The 24,373-nt window shown below is 66.4% G+C and carries 18 protein-coding genes and 1 pseudogene; 12 read left to right on the forward strand and 7 right to left on the reverse strand.

Going from position 1 to position 24,373, the window contains the following annotated elements:
- Nucleotides 1–95: 95 nt before the first annotated feature.
- Nucleotides 96–1,226 (forward strand): glycosyltransferase family 4 protein, encoded by a 1,131-nt coding sequence (locus FHY18_RS10005; RefSeq protein ID WP_259153830.1) that lies wholly within the window; start codon nucleotides 96–98, stop codon nucleotides 1,224–1,226.
- Nucleotides 1,223–2,344: a glycosyltransferase family 4 protein gene (locus FHY18_RS10010; protein ID WP_259153832.1), complete on the forward strand. Its 1,122-nt coding sequence runs from the start codon at nucleotides 1,223–1,225 to the stop codon at nucleotides 2,342–2,344. Before FHY18_RS10005 ends, FHY18_RS10010 begins: the two co-directional genes overlap by 4 nt.
- A gap of 311 nt (nucleotides 2,345–2,655) precedes the next feature.
- Here FHY18_RS10010 and FHY18_RS10015 read toward each other — a convergent pair whose 3' ends face one another.
- Both FHY18_RS10015 and FHY18_RS10020 read right to left on the reverse strand, forming a co-directional pair.
- Nucleotides 2,656–3,870, reverse strand: coding sequence for a nucleotidyltransferase family protein (locus FHY18_RS10015; RefSeq protein WP_259153834.1), 1,215 nt, complete (start codon nucleotides 3,868–3,870; stop codon nucleotides 2,656–2,658).
- A 145-nt stretch (nucleotides 3,871–4,015) separates the two neighbouring features.
- Nucleotides 4,016–5,570, reverse strand: a pseudogene (locus FHY18_RS10020) (radical SAM protein).
- Between the two features lie 156 nt (nucleotides 5,571–5,726).
- Here FHY18_RS10020 and FHY18_RS10025 point away from each other — a divergent pair.
- Together FHY18_RS10025 and FHY18_RS10030 are read left to right on the forward strand one after the other, a co-directional pair.
- Nucleotides 5,727–6,797 carry a serine kinase gene (locus tag FHY18_RS10025; RefSeq protein WP_259153835.1) on the forward strand — a complete coding sequence of 357 codons (1,071 nt, stop codon included), beginning with the start codon at nucleotides 5,727–5,729 and terminating at the stop codon, nucleotides 6,795–6,797.
- 78 nt (nucleotides 6,798–6,875) lie between these two features.
- Nucleotides 6,876–8,603, forward strand: coding sequence for an ABC transporter ATP-binding protein (locus tag FHY18_RS10030; RefSeq protein WP_259153838.1), 1,728 nt, complete (start codon nucleotides 6,876–6,878; stop codon nucleotides 8,601–8,603).
- A 40-nt stretch (nucleotides 8,604–8,643) separates the two neighbouring features.
- Here the strand turns inward: FHY18_RS10030 and FHY18_RS10035 are convergent, their stop codons facing one another.
- Nucleotides 8,644–10,047 carry an MFS transporter gene (locus FHY18_RS10035; RefSeq protein ID WP_259153839.1) on the reverse strand — a complete coding sequence of 468 codons (1,404 nt, stop codon included), beginning with the start codon at nucleotides 10,045–10,047 and terminating at the stop codon, nucleotides 8,644–8,646.
- Between the two features lie 409 nt (nucleotides 10,048–10,456).
- On the opposite strand from FHY18_RS10035, the gene FHY18_RS10040 reads away from it, so the two are divergent.
- A complete protein-coding gene (locus tag FHY18_RS10040) occupies nucleotides 10,457–11,458 on the forward strand; it encodes an LLM class flavin-dependent oxidoreductase (RefSeq protein WP_259153842.1) in 1,002 nt (333 codons plus the stop codon).
- A 60-nt stretch (nucleotides 11,459–11,518) separates the two neighbouring features.
- Entirely contained in the window at nucleotides 11,519–12,019 is a 501-nt protein-coding gene (locus tag FHY18_RS10045; RefSeq protein ID WP_259153843.1) for a pyridoxamine 5'-phosphate oxidase family protein, read from the forward strand.
- Between the two features lie 398 nt (nucleotides 12,020–12,417).
- Here FHY18_RS10045 and FHY18_RS10050 read toward each other — a convergent pair whose 3' ends face one another.
- Together FHY18_RS10050 and FHY18_RS10055 are read right to left on the reverse strand one after the other, a co-directional pair.
- A complete protein-coding gene (locus tag FHY18_RS10050) occupies nucleotides 12,418–13,089 on the reverse strand; it encodes an exopolysaccharide biosynthesis protein (RefSeq protein WP_259153846.1) in 672 nt (223 codons plus the stop codon).
- Entirely contained in the window at nucleotides 13,073–14,413 is a 1,341-nt protein-coding gene (locus tag FHY18_RS10055; protein WP_259153848.1) for a hemolysin family protein, read from the reverse strand. The genes FHY18_RS10050 and FHY18_RS10055 overlap by 17 nt, the downstream gene beginning before the upstream one ends.
- Before the next feature lie 274 nt (nucleotides 14,414–14,687).
- On the opposite strand from FHY18_RS10055, the gene FHY18_RS10060 reads away from it, so the two are divergent.
- The 3 genes from FHY18_RS10060 to FHY18_RS10070 all read left to right on the forward strand — a co-directional run bounded on the left by FHY18_RS10060 (nucleotide 14,688) and on the right by FHY18_RS10070 (nucleotide 17,320).
- Nucleotides 14,688–15,314, forward strand: a complete 627-nt coding sequence (locus FHY18_RS10060; protein ID WP_005992439.1) for a DUF47 family protein — start codon at nucleotides 14,688–14,690, stop codon at nucleotides 15,312–15,314.
- 9 nt (nucleotides 15,315–15,323) lie between these two features.
- Nucleotides 15,324–16,451, forward strand: coding sequence for an inorganic phosphate transporter (locus FHY18_RS10065; protein ID WP_104611372.1), 1,128 nt, complete (start codon nucleotides 15,324–15,326; stop codon nucleotides 16,449–16,451).
- Nucleotides 16,452–16,558: 107 nt separating this feature from the next.
- Nucleotides 16,559–17,320, forward strand: a complete 762-nt coding sequence (locus tag FHY18_RS10070; RefSeq protein ID WP_259153850.1) for a YdcF family protein — start codon at nucleotides 16,559–16,561, stop codon at nucleotides 17,318–17,320.
- A gap of 60 nt (nucleotides 17,321–17,380) precedes the next feature.
- Here FHY18_RS10070 and FHY18_RS10075 read toward each other — a convergent pair whose 3' ends face one another.
- Nucleotides 17,381–18,883: a S10 family peptidase gene (locus tag FHY18_RS10075; protein ID WP_259153851.1), complete on the reverse strand. Its 1,503-nt coding sequence runs from the start codon at nucleotides 18,881–18,883 to the stop codon at nucleotides 17,381–17,383.
- Nucleotides 18,884–19,022: 139 nt separating this feature from the next.
- On the opposite strand from FHY18_RS10075, the gene FHY18_RS10080 reads away from it, so the two are divergent.
- Nucleotides 19,023–19,817, forward strand: a complete 795-nt coding sequence (locus FHY18_RS10080; RefSeq protein WP_259153853.1) for a CDP-diacylglycerol diphosphatase — start codon at nucleotides 19,023–19,025, stop codon at nucleotides 19,815–19,817.
- 233 nt (nucleotides 19,818–20,050) lie between these two features.
- On the opposite strand, the gene parE is transcribed toward FHY18_RS10080, so the two are convergent.
- Nucleotides 20,051–21,940 carry a DNA topoisomerase IV subunit B gene (gene parE / locus FHY18_RS10085; RefSeq protein WP_259153854.1) on the reverse strand — a complete coding sequence of 630 codons (1,890 nt, stop codon included), beginning with the start codon at nucleotides 21,938–21,940 and terminating at the stop codon, nucleotides 20,051–20,053.
- A gap of 162 nt (nucleotides 21,941–22,102) precedes the next feature.
- On the opposite strand from parE, the gene FHY18_RS10090 reads away from it, so the two are divergent.
- Together FHY18_RS10090 and FHY18_RS10095 are read left to right on the forward strand one after the other, a co-directional pair.
- On the forward strand, nucleotides 22,103–22,345 hold the full coding sequence (locus FHY18_RS10090; RefSeq protein WP_259153855.1) for a hypothetical protein: 243 nt from the start codon (nucleotides 22,103–22,105) through the stop codon (nucleotides 22,343–22,345).
- 171 nt (nucleotides 22,346–22,516) lie between these two features.
- The gene (locus FHY18_RS10095; protein ID WP_259153856.1) at nucleotides 22,517–24,181 is read left to right on the forward strand and encodes a CTP synthase; all 1,665 of its coding nucleotides are present in this window, start codon (nucleotides 22,517–22,519) and stop codon (nucleotides 24,179–24,181) included.
- The last annotated feature ends 192 nt before the right edge of the window (nucleotides 24,182–24,373 follow it).

A 24,373-nucleotide genomic window follows, 5' to 3' on the forward strand; every position in this document is an offset into this window, starting at 1 on the left:
GGCGGTGCGGGCAGCCGGCATGACCGGGCGTCGCACCGCGCGGCGCGTGGCTGCGCCGGCCCTACACATAACGTCAGCCCATCGGCAAGCGCACCGTGACACTGCATGTTGTACAGCTCAATCTGGTACCAACGCCGGTCGGTTTGAGCGCCGCGCAGGTGTTTGCGCGATGGCCCTCGCTTGCCGACATTGCCGAGGCGGTGGCCAGTGCGCAGGTGCGCGTTTCGGTGATCCAGGCCTCTGCGTTGAACGTGCAGATCGCGCGGCAGGGCGTGGACTATCGCTTCGTCGCGCTTGGTCCACGTGGCAGCGCCACGCGCGCGGCGAAGTTGTCCTCGCTATTGCGTGACATCGGCGCCGATGTCGTCCACGTGCACGGCCTGGAATTCGCCGGCGATGCGCGCAGGCTTGCGCGGCTGCTGCCGCACGTGCCCATCCTGCTGCAGGATCATGCCAATCGCCCGCCGCGCTGGTGGAGCAGGGCGGTGTGGCGGGCGCGCTATGGCGCCGCTGCCGGCATCGCGTTTACCTCGCTGGAGCTGGCGCAACCGTTTGTGCGTGCGCGCCTGTTTCGACGCCGTACGCAGCTGTTTGCGATTCCCGAATCCAGCAGCCGATTCGTGCCCGGCGATCGCCTGCTGGCACGCGAGCAGAGCCAACTGCGTGGCGACCCCTGCGTGCTGTGGATTGGCCATCTGAGCGCGGCCAAGGATCCGCTGTGCGTGCTCGATGCGGTTTCCATCGCGGCGCGCCTGTTGCCGGGCCTGCGGCTGTGGTGCGTGTTCGACCAGGCGCCCCTGCTGGAAGAAGTGCAGCAGCGGCTGCGCGACGATGCCAATCTGGCGCGCTGCGTGCACTTGTTGGGCAAGGTCGAGCATGCACGCGTGCAGACGCTGTTGCAGGCGAGCGATGTCTTCGTGTCCGCCAGCCACGCCGAGAGCTGCGGGTATGCCGCGCTGGAAGCCTATGCCTGCGGCGCCCTGCCGTTGTTGACCGATATTCCGGCCTTTCGCGCACTCAGCGACGGTGGCGCGGTTGGCGAACTGTGGCCGGTGGGCGATGCCGGCGCATTGGCGGAACTGTTGTTGCGCGTGGCGCGGCAGCGTCCCGGCCGCGCGCAGGTACGCGCGCATTTCGATGCGCGGTTGTCGTTCGCGGCAGTGGGGCGGCGCTGGGCGCAGGCATATGCCAGCCTGCTGACACCGATGCGAGCGCACGCCCGATGAAATTGGCGCTGGTGGTGCCGGGGGGCGTGGATCGCAGCGGCGACGTTCGGGTGATTCCGGTGTTCCTGACCTTGATCGAATGGCTGGCACGCAGCCACGAGGTGCACGTGTTCGTGCTGCATCAGGAACCCTTGCCCGATACCTGGATGCTGCGCGGCGCCAAGGTGCACAACATCGGCGCGCGACGTACGCGTCTGCGTGCCATCGGCGCCATTGTCGAAGAACACCGGCGCGCCCCGTTTGCGGTGATCCAGGCGATCTTTTCCGGTTACTGCAGCCTGATCGCAGTCAGCGCAGCGAAGCTGCTGCGACGTCCCAGCGTGGTGCATATCGCCGGCGGTGAACTGGTGGCGCTGCATGCCATCGGCTACGGCGGCCGCCGCAAGTGGCGTGGGCGCCTGCGCGAAGCGGTGATCCTGCGCCTGGCCGATCGTGTCACCGCTGCCAGCGCGCCTATCGTCGCGTCGCTGCAGGCGCTCGGCATCGGCGCGCAGCGCGTGCCGCTGGGAGTGGATCTGCGTGCCTGGCAGCCGGTTCCACCGCGCGCCCGTCAAGGCGCAGTTGCACGTCTGCTGCACGTGGCTAGCCTGAATCCGGTCAAGGACCAATCGACCTTGCTGCGCGCGATGGCCGCGCTCAAGCGCGCCGGCGTCGCCTTTACGCTGGACATGGTCGGTGTCGATACGCTGGACGGTGCCATGCAGCGCCTGGTACAGCAGCTGGATCTGCAGGAGCAGGTGCGCTTTCTCGGCTTCAAGACCCAGCGCCAGTTGCGCCCGATCATGCTGGCCGCCGACGTGTTGCTGATGTCGTCCCTGCACGAAGCCGGGCCGATGGTGTTGCTGGAAGCGGCCGTGGCCGGTGTTCCTACCGTCGGCACCGCCGTCGGGCACCTGGTCGAATGGGCGCCGGTCGCTGCGCTGGCGGTGCCGCCGGGCGATTGGGCGGGCCTGGCCGAGGCGGTCCGGCAGGTGCTCGGCGATGACGAGCTGCGCCTGCGTCTGGCGTGGGCGGCGCAGTGCCGCGCGGTGCGCGAAGACGCGGCCATGACCACGCGCCTGTTCGAACAGATCTACCGTCAGTTGTGCGAGCGCCGGCCGTTTGGTCCGACGCATTAGAACGACCGAGACGCTGCCGCGTCGCGGCCAGGCGGGCGCAGCCGGTGTTGCGCATGCCGTGCATGGACACCTGAAGACTGCCCGCCACGTGGTAATGGCTGTGCTTGCGTAACCCGGTTCGGATCACATCATGCGCGGCCGGCACGCACGACGCAGGTCCAGCGCCCATCTGGCATGGCACGCACGCAGCGCCCGCTGACTGCTGCTCTCTTCAGTCACCGTGACCGCCAAGGCCGCGATGCCGACTCGCGGTCCGCGCCGACGCAGGTGGCACACGCCGGCCCATCATTCTGCAGGACACCCACGCAGTCCTACGCAGGCTGCAGATACCCATCGAGCGCGGCACGCACCACATACAGCATGTCGGTGCGTGGGACGGGGCGGGTCAGCCGGGTCATCAGGCGGCGCGCCTGGGTCTGGCGCACCCACGGTTGGTCCTGCAGCCACAACTGGGTCTGCAGCATGTCGGCCCGCTCCTTGCGGCCCTCCGCCGACGGCACCACGCGTTGCTGCAGGTACTGCCGCGCCTCGCGCAGCGAACCCGACCACTCGATCCCCGGTAGCGCAGACAACCACAGGTTCGAGCACGAGGCGGTGGTCAGCGACTGCCGGGCGGCCCGCATGCGCAGCAGTCGCGGACACTGCGCATGCAGGCGCGCCATCACCGTCGCTGGCACCACGGCGCGGTAGTAGCGCTGCAGCAGCAACAGCGGCGGCAAGGCCCACCACGGCGAGACGGCCGGGTCTTCCCACAGCTCCTCCCAGTCGCGCGGCCCCATGCGCGTGGCCAGCAAGGCCAGATCGTGCAGATGCATCAGGCGGATGCTGCGATGGCAGATGCCGCCGGCCGCATGCAGCAGCAGGTGGCACATCAACGCGCCGATGGTGGGGTAGGGATTGAGACCAGGCTGCGGGCGCTCCGGCCAGATCCGCGTGGTGATCTCCACGCTGCGCACAGGCAGACGCTCCTGGATGCGCGTATGCAGCTCGATGTTGATCGGCGCGTCGCGATGCTCGCCCAAGCCGGCAACGGCATCGCCTTGCAGCGGTTTGAACGCCTGGTGCTTCCATTGTGCGAACGAGGCCACATAGCCGAGCCCGCACAACAGCGCCGCCGTCGCAGGCGCGTCATCCGGCTGCACCAGCAGATCGATGTCGGCCATTGGACGATCGCCGGGCAGATACACGCCAAGCCGATGCAAGGCGCTGCCCTTGAGTCCCACCAGCGCGATGCCCGCGCTGCGTGCGGCCGCATCGATCTGCGTCAACAGCAGCGCAATCCGCCGGTGCCGGTCTTCGACATGGCTGCGCTGCTCGCTCAGAAAGGCAGTCCATTCGGCGTTCTGCCACAACGAGCGGCGCTGCAGCAAGGGCGAGACGCCATGCGCCGCCGCCGCCGCCGCGGCCAGCTGCCACTGCAATCGGTCCCATTGCGGCGAAGTGTCGCCAGGCTGTGCCAGCTCGTGCGCCAACTGCTCGGTGGCGGTGTGCAGGCCATGTCTGATGGTACGAAGCGAAGGCTGCATGCGGGTGATCCGGAAGGTCGAAAGGGTGGGTCAATGGAATGTCGATGCTGGATGCTGATCACTCGGCTGGCATGAGCGCGACGCAGGCCGACTCCCGCGCAGGCCACCGCTTGGCGAGCACGCATCCGCGTGCTGCCGCCTTCGATCAGCCCACCAGTACCGTCTCCAGTTGCCGTGGCTGGCGCGCCGCCAGGGTGGCGAGCGGCTCGGTGCGGTGGAGGTGTTCCGAGGCGATCAATGCGGCCCAGCGCGCTTCCAGCTGCTGGTCCGCTTGCGAAAAAGCATCGGCCGTCATCGTCGGGCGTGCCTGCTGCAGGTCGACCTGTGTATGCAGCAGATTGCGTACGCTGCGGTAGAACTCCGAGTCGTAGGCACCATGGAACATCATCGCCAGGTCGTCGCTGTCCTGCCAATGCGTCTTGCCGCCCAGCTGATTCTTCACTTCTTCGTAGAACTTGGTGCCGGGCAGGGGATAGGACACGCTGACGCCGATGATGTCCGGGTTGGCCTGCGTCACCAATGCGCGCGTGGCCAGAATGTCGTCGAGTTCTTCGCCCAGATATCCCAGCTGGATGAAGAAACCCACGCGGATGCCGTGTGCGCCCAGCCGTTGGCGTGCAGCGATCACCTCGACCACCTGTGTGCCCTTGGTCATCTTGTCGAGGATGCGCTGGCTGCCGCTTTCCGCACCGATCCAGGCTTCCGCACAACCGGCACGCGCCAGCGCGGCGGCCATGCGATCGCTGGCCAGATCGGCGCGGGTCTGGATGGTGAACGGGATGGCGCCGTCGTCTTCGCTCAAGCGTTGCGCGAACGTCTCGACCCAATCGATATGGAAGCCGAAGATGTCGTCGGCCATCCACAGGTGGTCGGGTTGGAAATGACGTTTGAGATGAATCATCTCCGCAGCCACGTCTTCGGCGCCGCGGCGTTTGTAATGGTTGCCCCAGATCGGCTTGGCGCACCAGTTGCAACGGAACGGGCAGCCGCGCGAAGCCGCCATGTTCAAGCTGAAATAGCCATGCCGTTGCTGCCAGAACTGCCGATAGCGCGGCATGTCGACCAGATCCCAGGCAGGCAGCCCGCTCAGGCGTGCATCCGGTGGCTGCGCGCCCGGGTGCGCGCGTGCCGCGACAGGGTCGCTGGTGGCAATGCGCGCAACGCCGGCCAGCCAGGCCTGGTCATCGAGTTGCGGTGCGCTTTCCAACCGCTCGATCAGCTCGATCAGCGGCGCGATGCCTTCGCCGATCAAGACCGCATGTGCGCCGGCGGCCAGAAACACATCGGGGTTGTCGGAGGCGTCCGAGCCCGCCACCAGCACACGGCACCCGGCGGCGCGTGCCTGCCCGATCATGCGGCAGGCTGCGTCGCGCATCCGGCTCAGGCACATCTTGGTGAGAAAGTTGAAGTTGTCCTCGTAGAACACCACCAGGTCCGGCTGTGCCTCATGCAGCGCGCCGGCATAGTCCTCCACGTCGTCGGCGAGCATGGCGTCGAACAGGCTCAGCGCGTGCCCGCGCTCGCGCAGCAACGCGGCAATCTGCAAGGTAGCCAGCGGCGGATACGGCTTGCCGCGTTCCCATTGTTTCGGGTCGTAACGCAGGAAATACGAATGACTGACCTGGATCTTTAGCATCTGCACAAGGCTCTCGTTCTGTTGCCAGATGACGCGCAGCGGTAGCGTGCGCAGACACCGGCATTCGGCTCGGCAGTAGGTGCGCACGCAGGCGCCTTTGGTTGCGCCATCGCGTTGCGCTCCAGCGTCGATGTGTTGCGGCAGTTCAGCGCATGCGCCGATGCAACCTTTCGCCATGCACAGCGCACACACGGGTTGATCAACGCAATGGATGACAGGCATGCCGCAGTCGGCTGCGTGGGCGCAACACATGCCGGTGAGCGAACGCGCGGGCGTGGTTCCGCCGAGGACGCCCGCGCCGGACACGGGCGCGGCAGACCCGTTCGGCGAGCAGCATTCGCGGCGCTTCAGCGTGCAGCGGCAGATCCTGGGTGCACTTTTCCACTTTCATAGCGACAGCGAGGCGTTGCTGGCGCTGGTCGATGCCGCATACGCGGGCCTGCCGGCGCATTGCCTGCCTGCAGCGCCGCAGTTCCATCTCACGCTGGATCTGGTGCCACGCACGCCGGGCGCAGTGGTCGGTGTGCCGCCGCCGGTACGCACGCACGCGGTTGGCGGGCTGGTCTGCGGCGTCATGGATGACTGCAATTACCTGATGCTCTCGGTGCCCGAGCGTCGCGCGATGCTGATGGTGTCCGAGGACATGCTGGCGCACGCGTATCACGTGCGCTACGAACTCATCGAGTTTGCGGTGTTCCTGCTTGCCGCGCGCGGCATCGGTCTGGTGCCCTTGCATGGCGCCTGCGTTGGCCGCCACGGTCGCTGCGCGCTGTTGCTGGGCGCCAGCGGTGCGGGCAAATCCACGCTGGCGCTGCACAGTCTGCTGCACGGCCTGGAATTCATTGCCGAAGACGGTGTATTCGTGGCAGCGGACAGTCTGCTGACCACCGGTGTGGCCAACTTTCTGCATCTGCGGCCGGAATCGCTCGGGTTGCTCGATGCGCGGACGCGCGCATGGATCAGTGCCTCGCCCACCATTGCGCGCCGCAGCGGCGTGGAAAAGTACGAAGTCGACATTCGCCACGGGCATGCCACGCTTGCGCCCACGCCGTTGCAGTTGAGTGCAGTGCTGATGTTGTCCAGCCAGCCTGCCGATACCTCCGCACCCGTCTTGGCGCCGGTGCCGGTGACGCAGATTGCCGAGTGCCTGGCACGCGACCAGCCGTACGCAGCCGGTCAGCCCGGCTGGCTGCGTTTTGTTGCGCAGGTGCAGCAGCTGGGCATGTTCACCCTGCGCCGCGGCGCGCACCCGCACGCCTCGGTGGAGGCCGTGCTGCAGGTGTTGCGATGACAGCCTGCGCCATTGCGCACGCGCCGCGCCTGCCGCGTGTGGCGGATCCAGCAGCGCATCAGGCATGCGGTGCAGCAGATGCATAAGCCCGCACATGGCGGCCGGATTCGAGCGGCGCTGCACAGCTTTGCCGACACGCTGGTGCCCGCAGACCTGCCGGCTGTCGCGCTGTACGTCGCGCTGTCGCTGGCCGCCGCGTGCGTGGGCAGCATCGTCGCGGTGTGCCTGCTGCCGCTGGTGCAACCCGGCCACAGCGTGCAGTTGGCCGGCTACCGACTCGCATTGCCGGGCGGGCTGCCGACACAGGCAAGCCTGTTCGTGATGGTGAGCCTGTTGTTCGCCGGCCTGCGCTGGTGGGTCGCACGCCTGGCCGCTCGCCTGACCAGCCGCTATGCCGTGGGTCTGCGCGGGCGCGTGCATGCCGCATTGATCGATGCGCCGTTGCCGGCGCTGGCAGGTGCCAGTTCGGCCGAAATCGCCAATGTGCTCACCTACAACATCGAGATCGCCACGCAAGGCTTCAGCGCCGTGCTGCAGTTGCTGGTGGCAGGGATTACCGCAGTGGTCAGCCTGTGCATTGCCGTGCTGATCGCACCTGCGCTGCTGTTTGCCATCCCGCTGTTGTTGGTGCTGGCCTGGCTGGGTGTGCGCCTGTCCAGTAGCGATGCGCAGGCACGCATCAGCCGCGACTATGTGGCCGACATGACGCAGCTGTTCTGGTTGAGCGAAGATTTTCCCAGACGCCTGCGCCACGTGCGGTCGTTTCAGCGCGAAGAGGTCGAAACGCGGCATTACGAACACATTTCCACGCGATTGGGGCGGGGCTACGCACAGCAGCAGCAGCTGGTGGCCAGCAGCCGGCTGATCCTGGAGCTGATCGCCGTGGCCGCAATCGCCGGCATTCTGGTGCTGGCCAATCTGTGGCAGGGTGCCGACCGCGCCGCGCTGATCACGGTCAGCCTGCTGCTCGGCCGGCTGTTGCCGTATCTGGTCACCACGCGGCAGAGCGTGCAGCAATTGCGTTCTGCCTGGCCGGCGCTGCAGCTATGGCGGCGCCATGTGGATCTCGGGTCGACGCGCATGCAGGCATCGGCCGAGGCCGCGCCGCCGCTGCCGGCTGCGCTGCATGTCGAACGCGTCGAACTGGCAGCGCCGCTGCCTGCGCTGGATATCGGCCCGCTGCTGCTGGTGCCCGGAGAAATGACCTTGATCGTCGGGCCCTCCGGTGTCGGCAAGAGCAGCTTGATGGACGTGCTCTCCGGTCAGACGCCGCCTGCAGCGTTCGATGCGCACATGGGGGGGCGCCGGCTGGATTTCGCCGCTTACCGGCAGCTGATCCGGCACAGCGCCTACATCGGCCAGGGCGTGCGCCCCTGGCAGCGCACGGTGCGCGACTGCCTGGAGTGGGCGTCGCCAGGGACCACCGAGCCCCGCATGTGGCAGGTACTGGCCGACGTCGGGCTGCACGCGCGTCTGCAGCGCGACGGCCGTGGCCTGCTGACGGCCATCAACGGCCCGGAGAGCCGCCTGTCCGGTGGCGAGCTGCAACGTCTGCTGTTGGCGCAGGTGCTGCTGCGCGCGCCGACCCTGGCGGTGCTGGACGAGGCGACCAGCGCACTCGATGCGCAGGCCGAACATCAGCTGCTGTGCACGGTGCGGCAGCGTCTGCCGCATACCGTGCTGGTGGTGGTCTCCCATCGCACCAGCCTGGCCTCGGTAGCCGATCGCACCGTCGCACTTGGACAGACACCGCTCCTGCAGCCGCAGGGCAGGCGCGCCGCCCTGACGACGCGCCTCGGCGCGTGAGCCGCGTGCATCGCCGGCCTGTCAGCGCCGCGCAAGGGCGCTAGCCGGCAATCTCCTCCAGCGCACGATCGCGTGTGCGCGGCCCGAACACGGCGATCACACCTGCGACGATCGACATGCTGATCACGATGAACATCAGCACGCCATGGCTGCCGACCTGCGCAAGCAGCCAGCCGATCAATACGCTGCTCACTGCCGTGGCCAGACGGCTGAACGAGTAGCAAAATCCCACCGCCCGCGCACGCAAGCCGGTGGGGAACAACTCGGCCTGATAGCCGTGGTAGGCAAAACTCATCCAGGCATTGCAGAACGCGATCATCGCCCCGCACAGCACCATGCCGATGGCCTGGTGCTGCAGCGAAAACAGCACGCCAAACAACACCGCGCCCAGCGCCGAGGCGGTGATCTGCCACTTGTTTTCCCAGCGTTGCGCAAAGCGCAGCAACAGCAGCGGCGCAAGCGGGTAGGCCAGCGAGATCGCAAACGAATAGCCCAGGCTCTTGGTCACCCCAGTGCCCTGCGCGGCAATCAGCGCCGGCAACCAGTTGCCGAAGCCGAAGAAACCGATGGCCTGAAACACGTGGAACACCACCAGCATGCCGATGCGCCTGCGATAGGGCGCCCGCCACAAGGCCGACACCCTCGCCTGAGCGGCAGGCGCCGCGACAGCCAGTTGCGGCGCGGGCAAGGGTCCGCCGATATCGCGCACGCAGAGCGCCTCCAGTTGCCCCAGCACCGCATCGGCTTCGGCATGGCGTCCCTGCGCGGCAAGCCAGCGCGCCGATTCCGGCAAGCGGCTGCGCAACCACCAGATCGCCAATGCAAACACGCCGCTCAGCAACACCACCCAGCGCCAGCCGCTGATTCCCAGCGGCGCTTGCGGCACCAGCAGCCAGGCGGTCAGGGCCACCGTGGGGACCGCCAGAAACTGCACGAAGAAGGCGAACGCAAACGCCGCGCTGCGCATGTGCCGCGGCACCAGCTCGGACAGGTAGGTGTCGATGGTCACCAGCTCGATGCCCAGCCCGATACCCACCACAAAGCGCAGCACGATGACGCCGGTCGCGGTGCTTTGCAGGCCCATCGCCACGGTTGCCGCGGTGTACCAGACCAGCGCGAAGGTGAATACCAGGCGGCGGCCGAAGCGATCGGCGAACGGGCTCAACAGAGCGGCACCGACGAACAGGCCGACAAACGTGGCCGCAGCGAAGGCCGCCTGGTCGGACATGCCGAAGACGCCATCGGCCCCCTGGGCAAAAATGCCGTCGGCAATCAGCCCGGGGCTGATGTAGGCGGTCTGGAACAGGTCGTACAGCTCGAAGAACCCGCCCAGCGCGAGCAGCCCGACCAGCCGCCACAGCGTTGCGCTGGCCGGCAGTCGATCGATGCGCGCGGCGATCTGTGCGGCACTGGCGTCAGGGGTAGCGGGGGCGCTCATCGCCATGGTCGTGTCGCATTGTCAGGTTAGCCCGCATCATAGCCAGCGGCCCGATCCGCCAGCGCCGGCCCTTCGTGGCACCGTCGACGTGTTCGCGCCCTGGTCGGTGCATCTGCTGCAGCGGCGCGGCCAGCCGAGCCTGGAGCAGTCAACAGAACGACGCTACCGCTGCCAGGTAGGCGCGGCCGATGCCCGATGCGGCATCAACCGCGCGCGCGCGCCGGCTCTTGCGCCGTCCCAGCCCCCGACGGCTGCTCGCGATGGGTGTGCCAGCCACGCTCGGTGGCGCAGGTCCGGGCCACGGCCGGTGTTCGGCTGCTGGAATGCTGTAATCCTCTCAGCGTCAGACCGGCAGCTGGCAATGCGCTGCGGGCAGCCCCATCTCTTGCCCATCACTTAGTTCCGGAGCCGTCCGATGACGCCCATTTCCGTGCTCGACCTGGCGCCCGTCTGCGAAGGCAGCGACACCACCCACGCCTTCGCCAACATGCTCGATCTGGCGCAACACGCCGAGCGCTGGGGCTATCACCGGTATTGGTTGGCCGAGCACCACAACATGCCCGGCATTGCCAGCGCCGCCACGGCAGTGTTGATCGGACACGTCGCCGGCGGCACCAGGACCATCCGCGTCGGTTCCGGCGGCATCATGCTGCCCAATCATGCGCCGCTGCAGGTGGCCGAACAGTTCGGCACGCTTGCCTCGTTGTATCCGCAGCGCATCGACTTGGGCCTGGGCCGCGCGCCTGGTACCGACCAACCGACCGCGCGCGCATTGCGCCGCTATTTCGACAGCGCGGACCAGTTTCCGCAGGACGTGGCCGAGTTGCTGCGTTACTTCGCCCCTGCCGTACCAGGGCAGCTGGTGCAGGCCGTTCCCGGTGCCGGACTCGATGTGCCGGTGTGGCTGCTCGGGTCCAGCCTGTTCAGTGCGCGCTTGGCTGCCGCGATGGGGTTGTCGTTTGCGTTCGCCTCGCACTTCGCGCCCGACGCGATGGACGAGGCGGTGGCGATCTACCGCCGCGAATTCCGCCCGTCCGCGCAACTGGCCAAGCCGCACGTGATGCTGGCCTTGAATGTGGTGGCAGCGGAGACCGAAGCGCAGGCGCGTCGTTTGTTCACTACCCAGCAGCAGAGTTTCGTCAATTTGCGCCGCGGCAAGCCCGGCAAGATTCCGCCGCCCATCGACGACATCGACAGCTTCTGGCAGCCGCATGAGCGTGTCGGCGTGGAGCGCGCCCTGGCGTGCACCGTGCTCGGCGATGCCGAGCAGATTGCGCAGGGCGTGGCCGCCTTCATCGAGCGCCACGCGCCGGACGAGCTGTTGTTCACCGCCAACATCTACGACCATGCCGCGCGCCTGCGCTCGTTCGGGATCGCAGCCGAAGCGGTGCGCGAGCTGGACGTGACCATCGCGTGATTCACGTCGCTTTGCGCGGCAATCCGCTCAGATGCGTGCATCTCCATCGGGAACAGACGCATGCAACTTCAGGAACGTAGCGAGAGCATCAAGCAGTTGGCGGAATTGATTCGCGGCGTGGACATTGCGATGTTCACCACCGTCTCGGCAGACGGCAAGTTGGTGAGCCGCCCGCTGGGCACGCAGGAAGTCGAATTCGATGGCGACCTGTGGTTCGCCACCGCAGCCGACAGCCCCAAGGTGTCGGAGATCGCCGCCGACCCGCGCGTCAACGTGGCCTACGCCTCGGCGTCCAGGAACACCTATGTGTCGGTCGCAGGCACCGCCCGCGTGGTGCACGACCGCGCCAAGATCGATGAGCTGTGGTCGCCGGCAATGAAGGTGTTTTTCCCCGGCGGCAAGGACGACCCCAACCTGCGCCTGATTCACGTGCGCGCCGAGTCGGCAGAGTATTGGGACGGCCCCAGCGGCCTGCTCGGCAAGGCGCTGTACTTCGTCATGGCTGCCGTCACCGACGATACTGCCAGCCTCTCGGACAACCGCGTGGTCGATCTGAAGTAAGCAAGACCCTGGCGTAAGCGCCAAGTCCCGATCTGATTACCAGGGCTTGGCTTTGGATCGGGCGCTCCACACGACCGGTCCTTCCAACTGCGGCGAAAACGCATCGCCGCAAGATTCCCTGGTCCGCATGTGGTGCGATGTGTCGCCCCCAACGCAACGCAGTCCGCATGGCGCGTATCACGTACTACCGCACCCAGGATCGCCCAACTGCGCGCCAAGCGCTTTAGCCCTTCTCCTGCTAGACGGGTTGGGGGGGGGGTACGTCGGCCAGCGACCTCGACGTTCGACCGACAGTCCCAACCGGCTTTCGCCAGCGAAAAAGCTGTACCCACGTTCCAGCGTGAAGCGTGATCAGTCAGTGCCGACAAGCGCAACCGCTGCGCACTCGACGGTGGAACTCAACGCCAGGCCACCGGCCACCACCCGCGAATCAGATCCACCAATTGATCCGACGTGATGCCGAACACGGCGATCGATACCAGTGCCGCCGCCCAGCCAGCCAGCATCAGGGCGCCATCGCGCTCCAGCAAGGCCAGCGCGAACAGCAACAGGATCAGGCCGAACAGGTAGTTGGTAAACGGGATCGGCAGCGTCAGCAGGATACCGACCAGCACCAGCAGCAGCCCGGTGAACACCTGCGCCGGTATCCGATCGAGCATGCCGTGCAGACGCGGCTTGAGCAGGCGATCCAGTCGCTGCAGCGTCGGTGCCAGTTTCGCCACGAAGCGCTGGCTGGTGCGTCGCCGCGGCCCACGTTCGCCGATGAAACCTGGCACCCACGGCTTGCGCAGGCAGCACATCATCTGCACCCCGATCAGCACCGTCAGCGGACCGCTGATGCCGCCAGCCACTCCCGGGATCGGGATGAAAGAAGGCAGGATCGCCAGGAACAAGAACACCCCGAACGCGCTCTGCTGCAGGTCGGCGAGGATGTCGCGCACCCGCAGCACGTGCTCCGGGTCGCCGTCGCTGAAGGCGGCCAGCAAGCTGCGGATGCCTTCATTGCGGTACCGCATCTGCTCGCCGCCGGATGCGTCGGATGGCGGGGCGCCGTTATCCGACGATGTCATCGCTGCCCTCGTCGCCGATGCGGCTCAACAGCAGCTTGTCCACACGTGCGCCATCCAGGTCCACGATCTCGATGCGCCAACCGGCCCAATCGAAGAACTCACCGGCCTGCGGAATGCGGCCGAAGTAGTAAATGCACAGCCCGGCCAGCGTGTGGTAATCGCCTTCGTCGGCTTCCGGCAGTTCGGCGCCCAGCACTTCGCGCAATTCTTCCACCGGCAGCGAACCGTCGATCAGCAGCGAGCCGTCGGCGCGGGTTACCACCAGCGCGTCTTCGTCGGTGTTTTCCACCGCCTGCAGACGTCCGACCACCGCGCCCATCAGGTCGCTGATGGTCACCAATCCGCGGATTTCGCCGTATTCGTCCACCACCAGCGCCATCGACTGCTGTTCTTCGCGGAAGATCTCCAGCAGCTTCATCGCATGCGTGGATTCGGAGACGAACAAGGTATCGCGCAGTGCCTGGAACAGGTTCTCGCCGTGCCCGCCCAGGCGCGTGACCAGCGATTTGACTTCCAGCACGCCGGCAATGTCCTGGTCGCTGCCGCGGTACACCGGGTAACGCGAGAACTCGTGCTCGCGCATCACCAGCAGATTGCGTTCGGGCTCGGCATTGGCATCCAGCCAGGCGATACGGTTGCGCGGCGTCATCAGGCTATCGGCAGTGCGATCGCCCAGCCGCATCACCCGGTTCATCATGTCGCGCTCGTGCGCATCGATCACGCCGGCCTCGTGGCTTTCGGCCACCAGCATGCGGATCTCTTCTTCGGTGATCGAGGCCGATTCGTCCTTGCCCATGCCGAGCAGACGCAGTACCAGCCGGGTGGAGCGCGCCAGCACCCACACCCCCGGCGCGGCGATCTTGGCCAGCCAGGTCATCGGCACCGCGACAAAGCCGGCGATGTCCTCGGAATTGCGCAATGCCAGCCGCTTGGGCACCAGCTCGCCGAAGATCAGCGTCAGAAAGGTGATCAGGGCCACTGCCAGGGTGCTGCCGATCACCGCCGAATACGGTTTGGGATCGCCAACCAGCGAAAAAGTGGCCGACAGCGCGGGGAAGGCCAGCTGCAGCCGTTCGCCGATCGCCTCGCCGATGGCTTCGCCGCCGAACAGGCCGGTCAGGATGCCGATCGAGGTGATGCCGATCTGGACCGTAGACAGGAAGTTCTCGGGGCTCTCGGCCAGTGCCAAGGCCCGCGCGGCGCGCTTGCTGGAACCGGCCATCTGCTTCAGGCGGCTCTTGCGCGAGGTCATCAACGACATCTCCGACATGGCGAAGAAGCCGTTCAACACGATCAGTGCGATGACGATCAGAAACTCAACCACGGGCGTCTTCCCCGGTCAGTGAAGGGGAGGGCGGGCAAGCACGGGGTTGGCCGGCGCGCGAGAAGGCGGGGCGGCAACGGGGAAATATAGGGTCGTCTTCCATAGGGTGCGCCCGAAGGCGCGGGGGCATGTTAGCAAATTGCAGGGTGATTCGAGCCGGGAAATGCCGGCGTGAAGGCCGCGCGCGGCGCCGATATACCCAGACAGGTCATGGAACGGTCATAATTCGCCCTTGGCGCCCGTCTCTCCCTCGACGGCAGGAAGTTCCCCACCCATGTTCTCGTTGCAGACCATCTTCGGCTCCGGCAAGCAGTTCTATGCGCTTCTGAACGAAGCGGCGCAGGCCGCCTACGACAGCACCAAGGCGTTGCACGCCATGATGCGCACGTCCGACCGGCAACCGGCGCTGGACGCCTTCAAGCTGGCCCGCCTGCGCGAACGCGCCGCCTCCGACAAGATCGGCCAGGCGCTGGTGGACAGCTTCATGACCCCGATCGAGCGCGAAGACATCGAAGCGCTGGGCTCGGCGCTGTACAAGATCCCCAAGCAGGTCGAAAAATTCGCCGACCGCTATTCGCTGGCCACCAAACACCTGGAACACATCGACTTCGCCCCACGCGCGGCGATGCTGGAACAGGCCGCTGCGGTGGTGGTGGAGATGGTGACCGACCTGCCGCAGATGAACATCGATCGCATGACTGCGCTCAACGACAAGCTGCGCACGCTGGAAAACGAGGCCGACCGCCTGATGCTCGAGCTGTACCGCGACATCTATTCCGGTCGCCTGGACACGCTGCAGATGTTTCTGCTCAAGGAGTTCTTCGAGATCCTGGAAAAAGCCATCGACCGTTGCCGCGAGGCAGGGGTGGTGGTGTACCAGATCGTGTTGAAGAACAGCTGAGGTCGCCGCGTGCTTACCCTTGTTCTGGTGGTGATCCTGGCCGCATTGGTGTTCGAGTTCATCAACGGCTTTCACGACACCGCCAATTCCATCGCCACCGTCGTCGCCACCAAGGTGCTGTCACCGGGTTGGGCGGTGATGCTGGCCGCCGGCATGAACCTGATCGGCGCCCTGACCGGTACCGCGGTGGCGTTGACCATCGCCTCGGGCCTGCTCAACACCAACGTGGTCGAGGTCACCCCGCAGGTGATCCTGTGCGCGTTGCTGGGCGGCATCATCTGGAACCTGATCACCTGGTGGAAGGGCCTGCCGTCGTCGTCGTCGCATGCGCTGATCGGCGGTCTGTGCGGCGCCGGCCTGGCTGCCGCGCACAACAACTGGGATGCCTTGATCTGGTCGGAAAGCGTCGGCAACTGGGCCAAGAACAAGGGCCTGTTGTGGAAGGTGTTCGTGCCGATGATCACCTCGCCGATCGCCGGTTTTTTGCTCGGTATCGTGGTGATGGTGCTGCTGTGGGCCATCATCGCCGGCATGTCGCGGCTCGGTGGCCCGATCGGGCGGCTGGCGCGTCCGCGCTGGGTCAATGCGTTCTTCGGCAAGGCGCAGATCGCCTCGGCCGCCTACATGGGCTACGCCCATGGCCACAACGATGCGCAGAAGACCATGGGCATCATCGCGATGACGTTGATCGGCGCGCAGTCGGCCGGTGCGCTGGACAACCTGCCCAGCTGGCTGGCGTTCCTGCATCCGGGCACTGGCCTGGCCGCCGGCGACGGCATCCCGATGTGGATCGTGCTGACCTGCGCGGTGGTGATGGCCGCCGGCACCGCCTCGGGCGGCTGGAAGATCATCAAGACGCTCGGCCACAAGATGGTCAAGCTGCATCCCATCCACGGCTTTGCCGCCGAAACCAGCTCGGCCACCGTGCTCACCGTCGCGGCGCATTTCGGCATGCCGGTCTCCACCACCCACAGCATTTCCACCGCGATCATGGGCGTGGGTTTTGCCAAGAATCCGCGCTCGCTGCGGTTGGGCGTGATCGAGCGCATCGTATGGGCATGGATTCTCACCATCCCCGCTGCCGGCGGTGTGGCATACCTGATCCTGACGATGTTCGAGCTGTTCGGCTGGACCTGAGCCGGTGTCGCGGTGCGGTCACGCGCCGCTGTCACGCTGCGGCGTTATTGCGCAAGGGATCTGCCGTGACCGGGCTGCCTGCGCGTGCTGAGTGAGAACCTTCCGCGATGATGCTTGCCCTGGTGTGCGTGTTGTTCGGCTTGGCCTGGTTGATCGACCGTCGCGGCCTGCGTCGGTTCTCGCGCACGCTGGCCGGCGCAAGCCTGGCGCTGGTGTTCGCGGTCGGCTGCGGGCCGCTGCCATCGTGGATGCTGCAGAACCTGCAACGTACCGGGGTCAACGATTTCAACGGATGGGGCGGGCGCAACGTCATCGTGCTGCTGGGCGCCGGCACCGTGCGCCCGGAAGGCCGCGACGCGGTGGCCGAAGCCAACTTGTTCGCCTATGGGCGCATCGTCGAATCGGCGCGGCTGTACCGGCAATGCCGACACAGCGGCGGCGAGTGCAAGATCGAGATCAGCGGCGGCGATGCGCGCGGCCTGGGCCTGTCGGAGGCGGTGGTGTATCAGCGCGTGTTGATCGGGCTGGGGATCGATCGGGTGGATCTGATCATGGAGCCGTCCAGCATGAACACCTGGCAGAACGCGCAGTTCAGTCAACCCTTGCTGCGCGCGCACCGGCCCGACCGCGTCGTGCTGGTGTCCTCGGCCACGCATCTGCGTCGTGCCGCGCTGTATTTCCGGCATTTCGGGATCGATGCCATTCCGGTGCGCGCCGACTGGCTGACCGCCTCCTGGTCGATCCTGCCGCAGAGCTACAACTTCACCCTGGCCGATGTCGCCCTGCACGAATACCTGGGCATCGCGCGGTATCGGCTTTACCAGGGGCTGGGCTGGAACGTCAAAGCGACCGAGCCCGGCGCGGTCTGAGCGTCACGACGCGGTTGGTCCATCGCCAGGCGTAGCGAGTACGCCCGGCGTTGCCTGCGCTCAGCGCGTTTCGTACATCGCCTTGACGTCGCGACGGAAGGCGGCCTGGCTGTCGGCGCGGTTGTAGAACATGTGGCCACCGGGATACTCGCGCACCTGCACGCGCGTGGGGTCGCCCATCGCCGGCATCTGATCCACGGTGAGCACCGAGCCCATGAACGGGCAGGAGAGATCGTTCCAGCCGTGCGCGATCAGCACGCGCAGCTTGGGGTCGATCGCCACCGATTGGCGCAGCTGCGTCACCGCGCCCTTGCGTAGTTCGTCGCCCCAGTCCCACGCCGAGTTGACCTCGTAATTGATCGCCTGATAGCGGGCATCGACCTTCCAGCCGACGATCCGGGTGACGAAGTCAACCATCGCGGTGGTGGTGGGCGCGATGATGCTGTCCAGCAGCGGGTCGCTGGCGCGCTGCGTGGGATCGTTGGGGAAGGGGTCGAAGGCGGTCACGTTGGCGTCGTAGCGGCTGCCCAGCTCGCCCTTGTCGCGAAACACCTCGCGCAGGTAGGCCTGGGTTTCCAGGCGTCCACCGGAGCGGCGTACATAGGCCGGATCCAGCCCGGTCATGCGTGTGACCTGCTGCAGCATCGCCTCGGTGGCCTGCGGGTCGGTGCGGCCTTTCATCAGCGCCACCGCATAGTCGCCGCGGGTGTAGTCGATCACCTGGCGCATCGCGCTGTCGCTGAGCTGGCCCTGGCGCTCCAGGTGCGCGGCGGCGATCGACGGCAAGGTCAGCATCCACGCCAGCGGCGAGACGTCGCTGTTGTCGTCCAGGGTCGGGTTGAGGAACGGCGAGACCAGCACCACGCCGTTCATCGCAACCCCGAGCCGGGTCTGCAGATACTGGGTGATGCGCGGGCCGCGGAAGCCGCCATAGCTTTCGCCGACCAGATACTTGCGCGTCTGCAGGCGGCGATTCTTCAGCAGCCAGTCGTAGATCACGCGCGAGAGATATTCCACGTCGGCCTGCGGGTTATAGAACTGCTTCTTGGCTTCGTCCTCGCCGATGAGCGCGCGGCTGAAGCCGGTGCCGACCGGGTCGATGAACACCAGGTCCGTGAAGTCCAGCCAGGTGCCCGGATTGTCGCGCAAGGTCGCCGGCGCGGACGCGCTGTCGCCTTCGGCGCCGAACCCGACCACCTTCGGCCCGATCGCGCCCATGTTCAGATAGACCGACGCCGCACCTGGTCCGCCGTTCAAGGCAAAGGTGACCGGGCGGTCCTTGCCGTCCACGGTGTAGGCGGTGAACACCACTTCGCCAGTGGTCTTGCCCTGCGCATCGCGCACCGGCAGCGTGCCGACGCTGGCGGTGTAACTCAGCGTGCGTCCGGCCAGGCGCGTGGTTTGCCGCACGCTGGTATCGGCCGGCAACGGCGCGGGTTTGGTCGCAACGGCATCGGCCTTGGCGTCGGGCTTGGAATCGGTCTTGCCGTCCTGCGCGGCGGCGAAGACCGGGACGCCGAGCAGCAGGCAGGCCAGCAGGCCGGTATGGAGCAAGGAGGGCATGGGCAATCGGCATTCGAACGGAAGAACGCTGATGCTAGGCCGCAGCACCGCGCGGTGGATGTGCAAAAAGGCATGGCTGTCGCGCTGACCGATGCCGCACCGCTCGCTATCATGGCGCGCCCTGATGATCGAGCTGCAGATGAGGCCTTGTGTCGTTCGCTCTGCCTGCGCCGTGGTGCTGTCGGTGGCCGGCTGTGCGGTGACGCCACCTGCGCCGGTACACCATGCCAGCGACCCGGATGCGTTATGGCGCATCGTCTCCACCCGCTGTTTGGCAGAGGCGTCGCGGCCACCCGATTGCGTTGCGGTGTGGTCGGATCCGGCGCGTCAGGCGGTGGTGTTGAAAGACCGTCACGGCCGCTTCCAATACCTGTTGGTGCCCAGTGTGCGGGTCAGCGGAATCGAAGACCCTGCGTTGCTACGCGCCGATGCGCCGAATTATTTCGCCAGTGCCTGGGAGGCGCGCAGCTTCGTGGCACAGGCGTTGCAGCGTCCGCTGCCCAGGCAATACGTGAGCCTTGCGTTGAACTCGCCGCACGGGCGCTCGCAGGAGCAGCTGCATATCCATATCGATTGCCTGCGTCCGGACGTGTACGCAGTACTGCAGCGTCAGCGCACCGGGATCGGCCCGGAGTGGCGCGCTTTGGCCGAGCCGCTGCTGGGCCATGCGTATCTGGCCAGGACGCTGCAAGGCGAGGCGCTGGACCAGGATCCGGTTCGCCTGCTCGCAGCCACGCTGCCTGCCGATGCCAGCTTGCGCGATTACTCGCTGGTGGTGGCCGGCGCGCAACTGCAGGACGGGCGACCTGGATTCATCCTGCTGGCAACGCGGCAGGATGCGCACAGCGGTAACCGTGCCAGCGGCGAGGAAGTGCAGGACCACGCCTGCTCACTGGTGACCGGTGCGACCCGGGTGTTGCCCGGGGTGCGCTGACGGAGCGACAGGGCCGCACCTCATCTGGTACGGATGCCGGCAAGGTGCTGCGTGGCGGTCCAGGCAGATGGATCGCTGCCGGTGGATGGCGGTGATCCATCGCCGTACCGTCATCGCCCTGCCTGCGTTGCCTGGTAACCAGGCGTGCGGCGAGGCCGCTTGGCGGCGCGCTTCATTGGCAAGCGCGCCCAGCACGCCCTCTCTGTGCTGAGTGAGGGCATGTTTGCCGGGCTTCAGACTTCCAGCGACGCCAGGTCGCCCTTGGATTCCAGCCATTGCTTGCGGTCGCCCGCGCGCTTTTTCGCCAGCAGCATGTCCATCAGCGAGCGGGTCTGTTCGCCGTCGTCGATGGTCAGCTGCACCAGCCGGCGCGTGTCCGGGTGGATGGTCGATTCGCGCAGCTGCTGCGGGTTCATCTCGCCCAGGCCCTTGAAGCGGGTCACGCTGATCTGGCCCTTCATCTTCTCGCGCGCAATCTTGTCCAGCAGCGTGGTCTTTTCTTCTTCGTCCAGTGCGTAGAACACCTGCTTGCCCACGTCCACGCGGAACAGCGGCGGCATCGCCACGAACACATGGCCGGCGGCGACCAGGGCGGGGAAATGCTGCAGGAACAGCGCCGTCAACAGCGTGGCGATATGCAGGCCGTCGGAGTCGGCGTCGGCCAGGATCACCACCTTGCCGTAGCGCAGCCCGGTGATGTCGTCCTTGCCCGGGTCGCAGCCGATCGCGATCGCCAGGTTGTGCACTTCCTCGGAGGCCAGCACGCTGCCCGAAGCCACTTCCCAGGTGTTGAGGATCTTGCCGCGCAGCGGCAGGATCGCCTGGAAGTCCTTGTCGCGCGCCTGCTTGGCCGAGCCGCCGGCCGAGTCGCCCTCGACCAGGAACAGTTCGGTGCGCGACAGGTCCTGGCTGATGCAGTCGGCCAGCTTGCCGGGCAGGGCCGGGCCCTGGGTGACCTTCTTGCGGACGATCTGTTTTTCGGTCTTCAGCCGCGCACTGGCGCGGTCGATGGCGATCTGCGCGATCTTCTCACCGATCTCCACGTTCTGGTTCAGATACAGGCTGAAGGCATCGTGCGCGGCGCCTTCGATGAAGCCGGCGGCCTGGCGCGAGGACAGGCGCTCCTTGGTCTGCCCGGAAAACTGCGGGTCGGTCATCTTCAGGCTGAGCACGAAGGTGACCCGGTCCCACACGTCTTCCGGCGCCAGCTTGACGCCGCGCGGCAGCAGGTTGCGGAAGTCGCAGAACTCGCGCAGCGCATCGGTCAGGCCAGAGCGCAGGCCGTTGACGTGGGTGCCGTGCTGGGCGGTCGGGATCAGGTTGACGTAGCTTTCCTGCACCAGCTCGCCTTCGGGCACCCAGGCCGCGGCCCAGTCGACGATCTCGGTGTCCTTCTTCAGGCTGCCTGCGAACAGGTCGGCCGGCAGCATCTCGTGCTCGGCCATTTCGCCTTTCAGGTAATCGCGCAAGCCATTCTCGAAGTACCAGCTGTCCTGCTCACCGGTCGCTTCGTCGTGCAGCTTGACCGTCAGGCCGGGACACAGCACCGCCTTGGCGCGCAGCAGATGGCGCAGCGCACGCACGTTGAACTTGGGCGTGTCGAAATACTTGGGGTCGGCCCAGAAGCGCAGCCGCGTGCCGGTGTTCTTCTTGCCGACAGTGCCGACGACCTCCAGCTTGGAGGCGGCGATCCCGTCGCGGAACTCCATGCGGTGCTCGCTGCCTTCGCGCTTGATGAACAGCTCGACCTTGGTCGACAGCGCGTTGACCACGCTCACGCCCACGCCGTGCAAGCCGCCGGAGAAGGTGTAGTTGCGGTTGTTGAACTTGCCGCCGGCATGCAGGCGGGTCAGGATCAGTTCCACACCGGGAATCTTTTCTTCCGGGTGCAGGTCCACCGGCATGCCGCGACCGTCGTCGGACACTTCGCAGCTGCCATCCTTGTATAAGGTGACTTCGACCTGCTTGGCGTGGCCTGCCAGCGCCTCGTCGACCGAGTTGTCGATCACTTCCTGCGCCAGATGGTTCGGGCGCGCAGTGTCGGTGTACATGCCAGGGCGGCGTTTGACCGGGTCCAGGCCCGACAGCACTTCAATATCGGCGGCGTTATAACGGGTGTTCATGCATCTCGTCGGCACGTGAAACGACGCGCAAGTGTGGGGGCAGAACCGATTTTTTGCACGCGACAGGCGTTCAGTGCAGGGCGGGGTGCGGCTGGATACCCTGGCGTTGGATTCGGAACCAAACGTCCCCACCTGAGGATGTCACCGAAACCGGAGGACACCATGAAGTTCAAGCACATCCTGATGCTCACCCTCGGTGCCGCCGCAGTGGCCGCGCTTCCTGCGTTGGCCCAGGCCGCTCCTCAGCAGGCCGGGCAGGGCGCCACCGCCCAGAAAAGCGACGACGCCAAGGCCAAGACCGACGCCGAGCGCAAGGCCGAGCGCCGCGCTACCGCTGCCGCGCAAAAGCCCAAGGCCGACAGCGCGCCGCGCGAGGAAGAGGAAGAAGAGAAACCCGCACGCTAAGGCATCTGCGCAGCGTTACGTGGTCCACGGACGCCCCGGCCTCGGCCGGGGCGTCTGTATTTACGCGTTGTTGCGCGCATTTGCCGTGTGAGACCGCCCGGTCGTCACGCAGCCCTTGGGCATTCGCCCGTCACCCGCTAAACTATGGCTTTCCGGGAGGCTTCAAGCCCCATGACCCCCCTGATTTTTGTTACCGGCGGCGTAGTGTCCTCGCTAGGCAAGGGCATTGCCGCCGCTTCGCTTGCCTCCATTCTGGAAGCGCGTGGCCTGAAGGTCACGATGATGAAGCTGGACCCGTACATCAATGTGGACCCGGGCACGATGAGCCCGTTCCAGCATGGTGAGGTCTACGTCACCGACGACGGTGCCGAAACCGACCTGGACCTGGGCCACTACGAGCGCTACGTGCGCACGCGGCTGTCGCGCAAGAATTCGGTCACCACCGGCCGCATCTACGAAAACGTGATCCGCAAGGAGCGCCGCGGCGACTACCTGGGCGCCACCGTGCAGGTGATCCCGCACATCACCGACGAGATCCGTCGCTGCATCGACGAGGCCACGGCCGGCTTCGACGTAGCGTTGATCGAGATCGGCGGCACCGTCGGCGATATCGAATCGCTGCCGTTCCTGGAGGCGATCCGCCAGGTGCGCACCGAGCGTGGCGCGGAAAAGGCGATGTTCATGCACCTCACCCTGGTGCCGTATATCGCGGCGGCCGGTGAGTTGAAGACCAAGCCGACCCAGCATTCGGTCAAGGAACTGCGCTCGATCGGGATCCAGCCGGACGTGCTGCTGTGCCGGTCCGAGCAGGCGGTGCCGGATTCGGAGCGCCGCAAGATCGCCCTGTTCACCAACGTGTCCGAGCGCGCAGTGATCAGCTGCCCGGATATCGACGTGCTCTACGGCATGCCGCTGGAATTGCTGCGCCAGGGACTGGACGAGCTGGTCATCGACCAGTTCAAGCTGCGCGACAAGGTCGCCGCGGCCGATCTGTCCGAATGGGCGGCGGTGGTGGATGCGGTCAAGCATCCGCTGGACGAAGTCACCATTGCGGTGGTCGGCAAGTACGTCGATCACCAGGACGCCTACAAGTCGGTGGCCGAGGCGTTGCGCCATGGCGGCCTGCGCCAGCGCACCAAGGTCAACCTGAAGTGGCTGGAAGCGCAGGATCTGGAGGGCAGCGACATGGCGGCGCTGCAGGACATCGACGGCATCCTGGTGCCGGGCGGCTTCGGCGATCGCGGTTTCGAAGGCAAGGTGCTGACCTCCAAATACGCGCGCGAGCACAAGGTGCCGTATTTCGGCATCTGCTACGGCATGCAGGCGGCGGTGGTGGACTATGCCCGCCACGTGGCCGACCTGGACGCAGCCAACAGCACCGAGAACGATCGCCAGTCGCCACACCCGGTGATCGGGCTGATCACCGAATGGCGCACCGCCACCGGGGAAGTCGAAAAGCGCGACGAAAAATCCGACCTGGGCGGCACCATGCGGCTGGGCTTGCAGGAGCAGCGCCTGAAGCCGGGCACGCTGGCGCGCGAGGTCTATGGCAAGGACGTGGTGGCCGAGCGTCATCGTCACCGCTACGAGTTCAACAACCGCTACCGCACACAGCTGGAAGACGCCGGGCTGGTGATTTCCGGCAAGTCGATGGACGACACGCTGGTGGAAGTGGTGGAGCTGCCTCGCGATGCGCACCCGTGGTTCCTGGCCTGCCAGGCACATCCGGAGTTCCTGTCCACCCCGCGCGACGGGCACCCGTTGTTCATCGGCTTCGTGCGCGCTGCGCGCGAGAAGAAGGCTGGCGGCAAGTTGCTCAAGGAAGCGCGTGCGTGAGTTCCTTCTCCCATCGGGAGAAGGTGCCCTGAAGGGGCGGATGAGGGGGCGCCGCAACACACTGAAAGATTGCCATGATGAACGCGTCGCCACGCGCCAGCCAGGGCAAACCATCTGGTCTTATAAGCGCTTTCAAACCTTCCCCTCACCCCAGCCCCTCTCCCGATCGGAGAGGGGCTAAGATCAAAAACG

Origin of the sequence: Xanthomonas sp. 3793 (genome assembly GCF_024806835.1) — a bacterium.
In the GTDB taxonomy this organism is placed as follows: domain Bacteria; phylum Pseudomonadota; class Gammaproteobacteria; order Xanthomonadales; family Xanthomonadaceae; genus Xanthomonas; species Xanthomonas arboricola_F.

Coding starts and splice junctions, on each gene's coding strand:
- FHY18_RS10075 (WP_259153851.1), bottom strand. CDS start 18,883: ATGCCCTCCTTGCTCCATACCGGCCTGCTGGCCTGCCTGCTGCTCGGC.
- FHY18_RS10025 (WP_259153835.1), top strand. CDS start 5,727: ATGCCGCAGTCGGCTGCGTGGGCGCAACACATGCCGGTGAGCGAACGC.
- FHY18_RS10060 (WP_005992439.1), top strand. CDS start 14,688: ATGTTCTCGTTGCAGACCATCTTCGGCTCCGGCAAGCAGTTCTATGCG.
- FHY18_RS10045 (WP_259153843.1), top strand. CDS start 11,519: ATGCAACTTCAGGAACGTAGCGAGAGCATCAAGCAGTTGGCGGAATTG.
- FHY18_RS10050 (WP_259153846.1), bottom strand. CDS start 13,089: ATGACATCGTCGGATAACGGCGCCCCGCCATCCGACGCATCCGGCGGC.
- parE (WP_259153854.1), bottom strand. CDS start 21,940: ATGAACACCCGTTATAACGCCGCCGATATTGAAGTGCTGTCGGGCCTG.
- FHY18_RS10095 (WP_259153856.1), top strand. CDS start 22,517: ATGACCCCCCTGATTTTTGTTACCGGCGGCGTAGTGTCCTCGCTAGGC.
- FHY18_RS10070 (WP_259153850.1), top strand. CDS start 16,559: ATGATGCTTGCCCTGGTGTGCGTGTTGTTCGGCTTGGCCTGGTTGATC.
- FHY18_RS10090 (WP_259153855.1), top strand. CDS start 22,103: ATGAAGTTCAAGCACATCCTGATGCTCACCCTCGGTGCCGCCGCAGTG.
- FHY18_RS10015 (WP_259153834.1), bottom strand. CDS start 3,870: ATGCAGCCTTCGCTTCGTACCATCAGACATGGCCTGCACACCGCCACC.
- FHY18_RS10010 (WP_259153832.1), top strand. CDS start 1,223: ATGAAATTGGCGCTGGTGGTGCCGGGGGGCGTGGATCGCAGCGGCGAC.
- FHY18_RS10035 (WP_259153839.1), bottom strand. CDS start 10,047: ATGGCGATGAGCGCCCCCGCTACCCCTGACGCCAGTGCCGCACAGATC.
- FHY18_RS10040 (WP_259153842.1), top strand. CDS start 10,457: ATGACGCCCATTTCCGTGCTCGACCTGGCGCCCGTCTGCGAAGGCAGC.
- FHY18_RS10030 (WP_259153838.1), top strand. CDS start 6,876: ATGCATAAGCCCGCACATGGCGGCCGGATTCGAGCGGCGCTGCACAGC.
- FHY18_RS10080 (WP_259153853.1), top strand. CDS start 19,023: ATGAGGCCTTGTGTCGTTCGCTCTGCCTGCGCCGTGGTGCTGTCGGTG.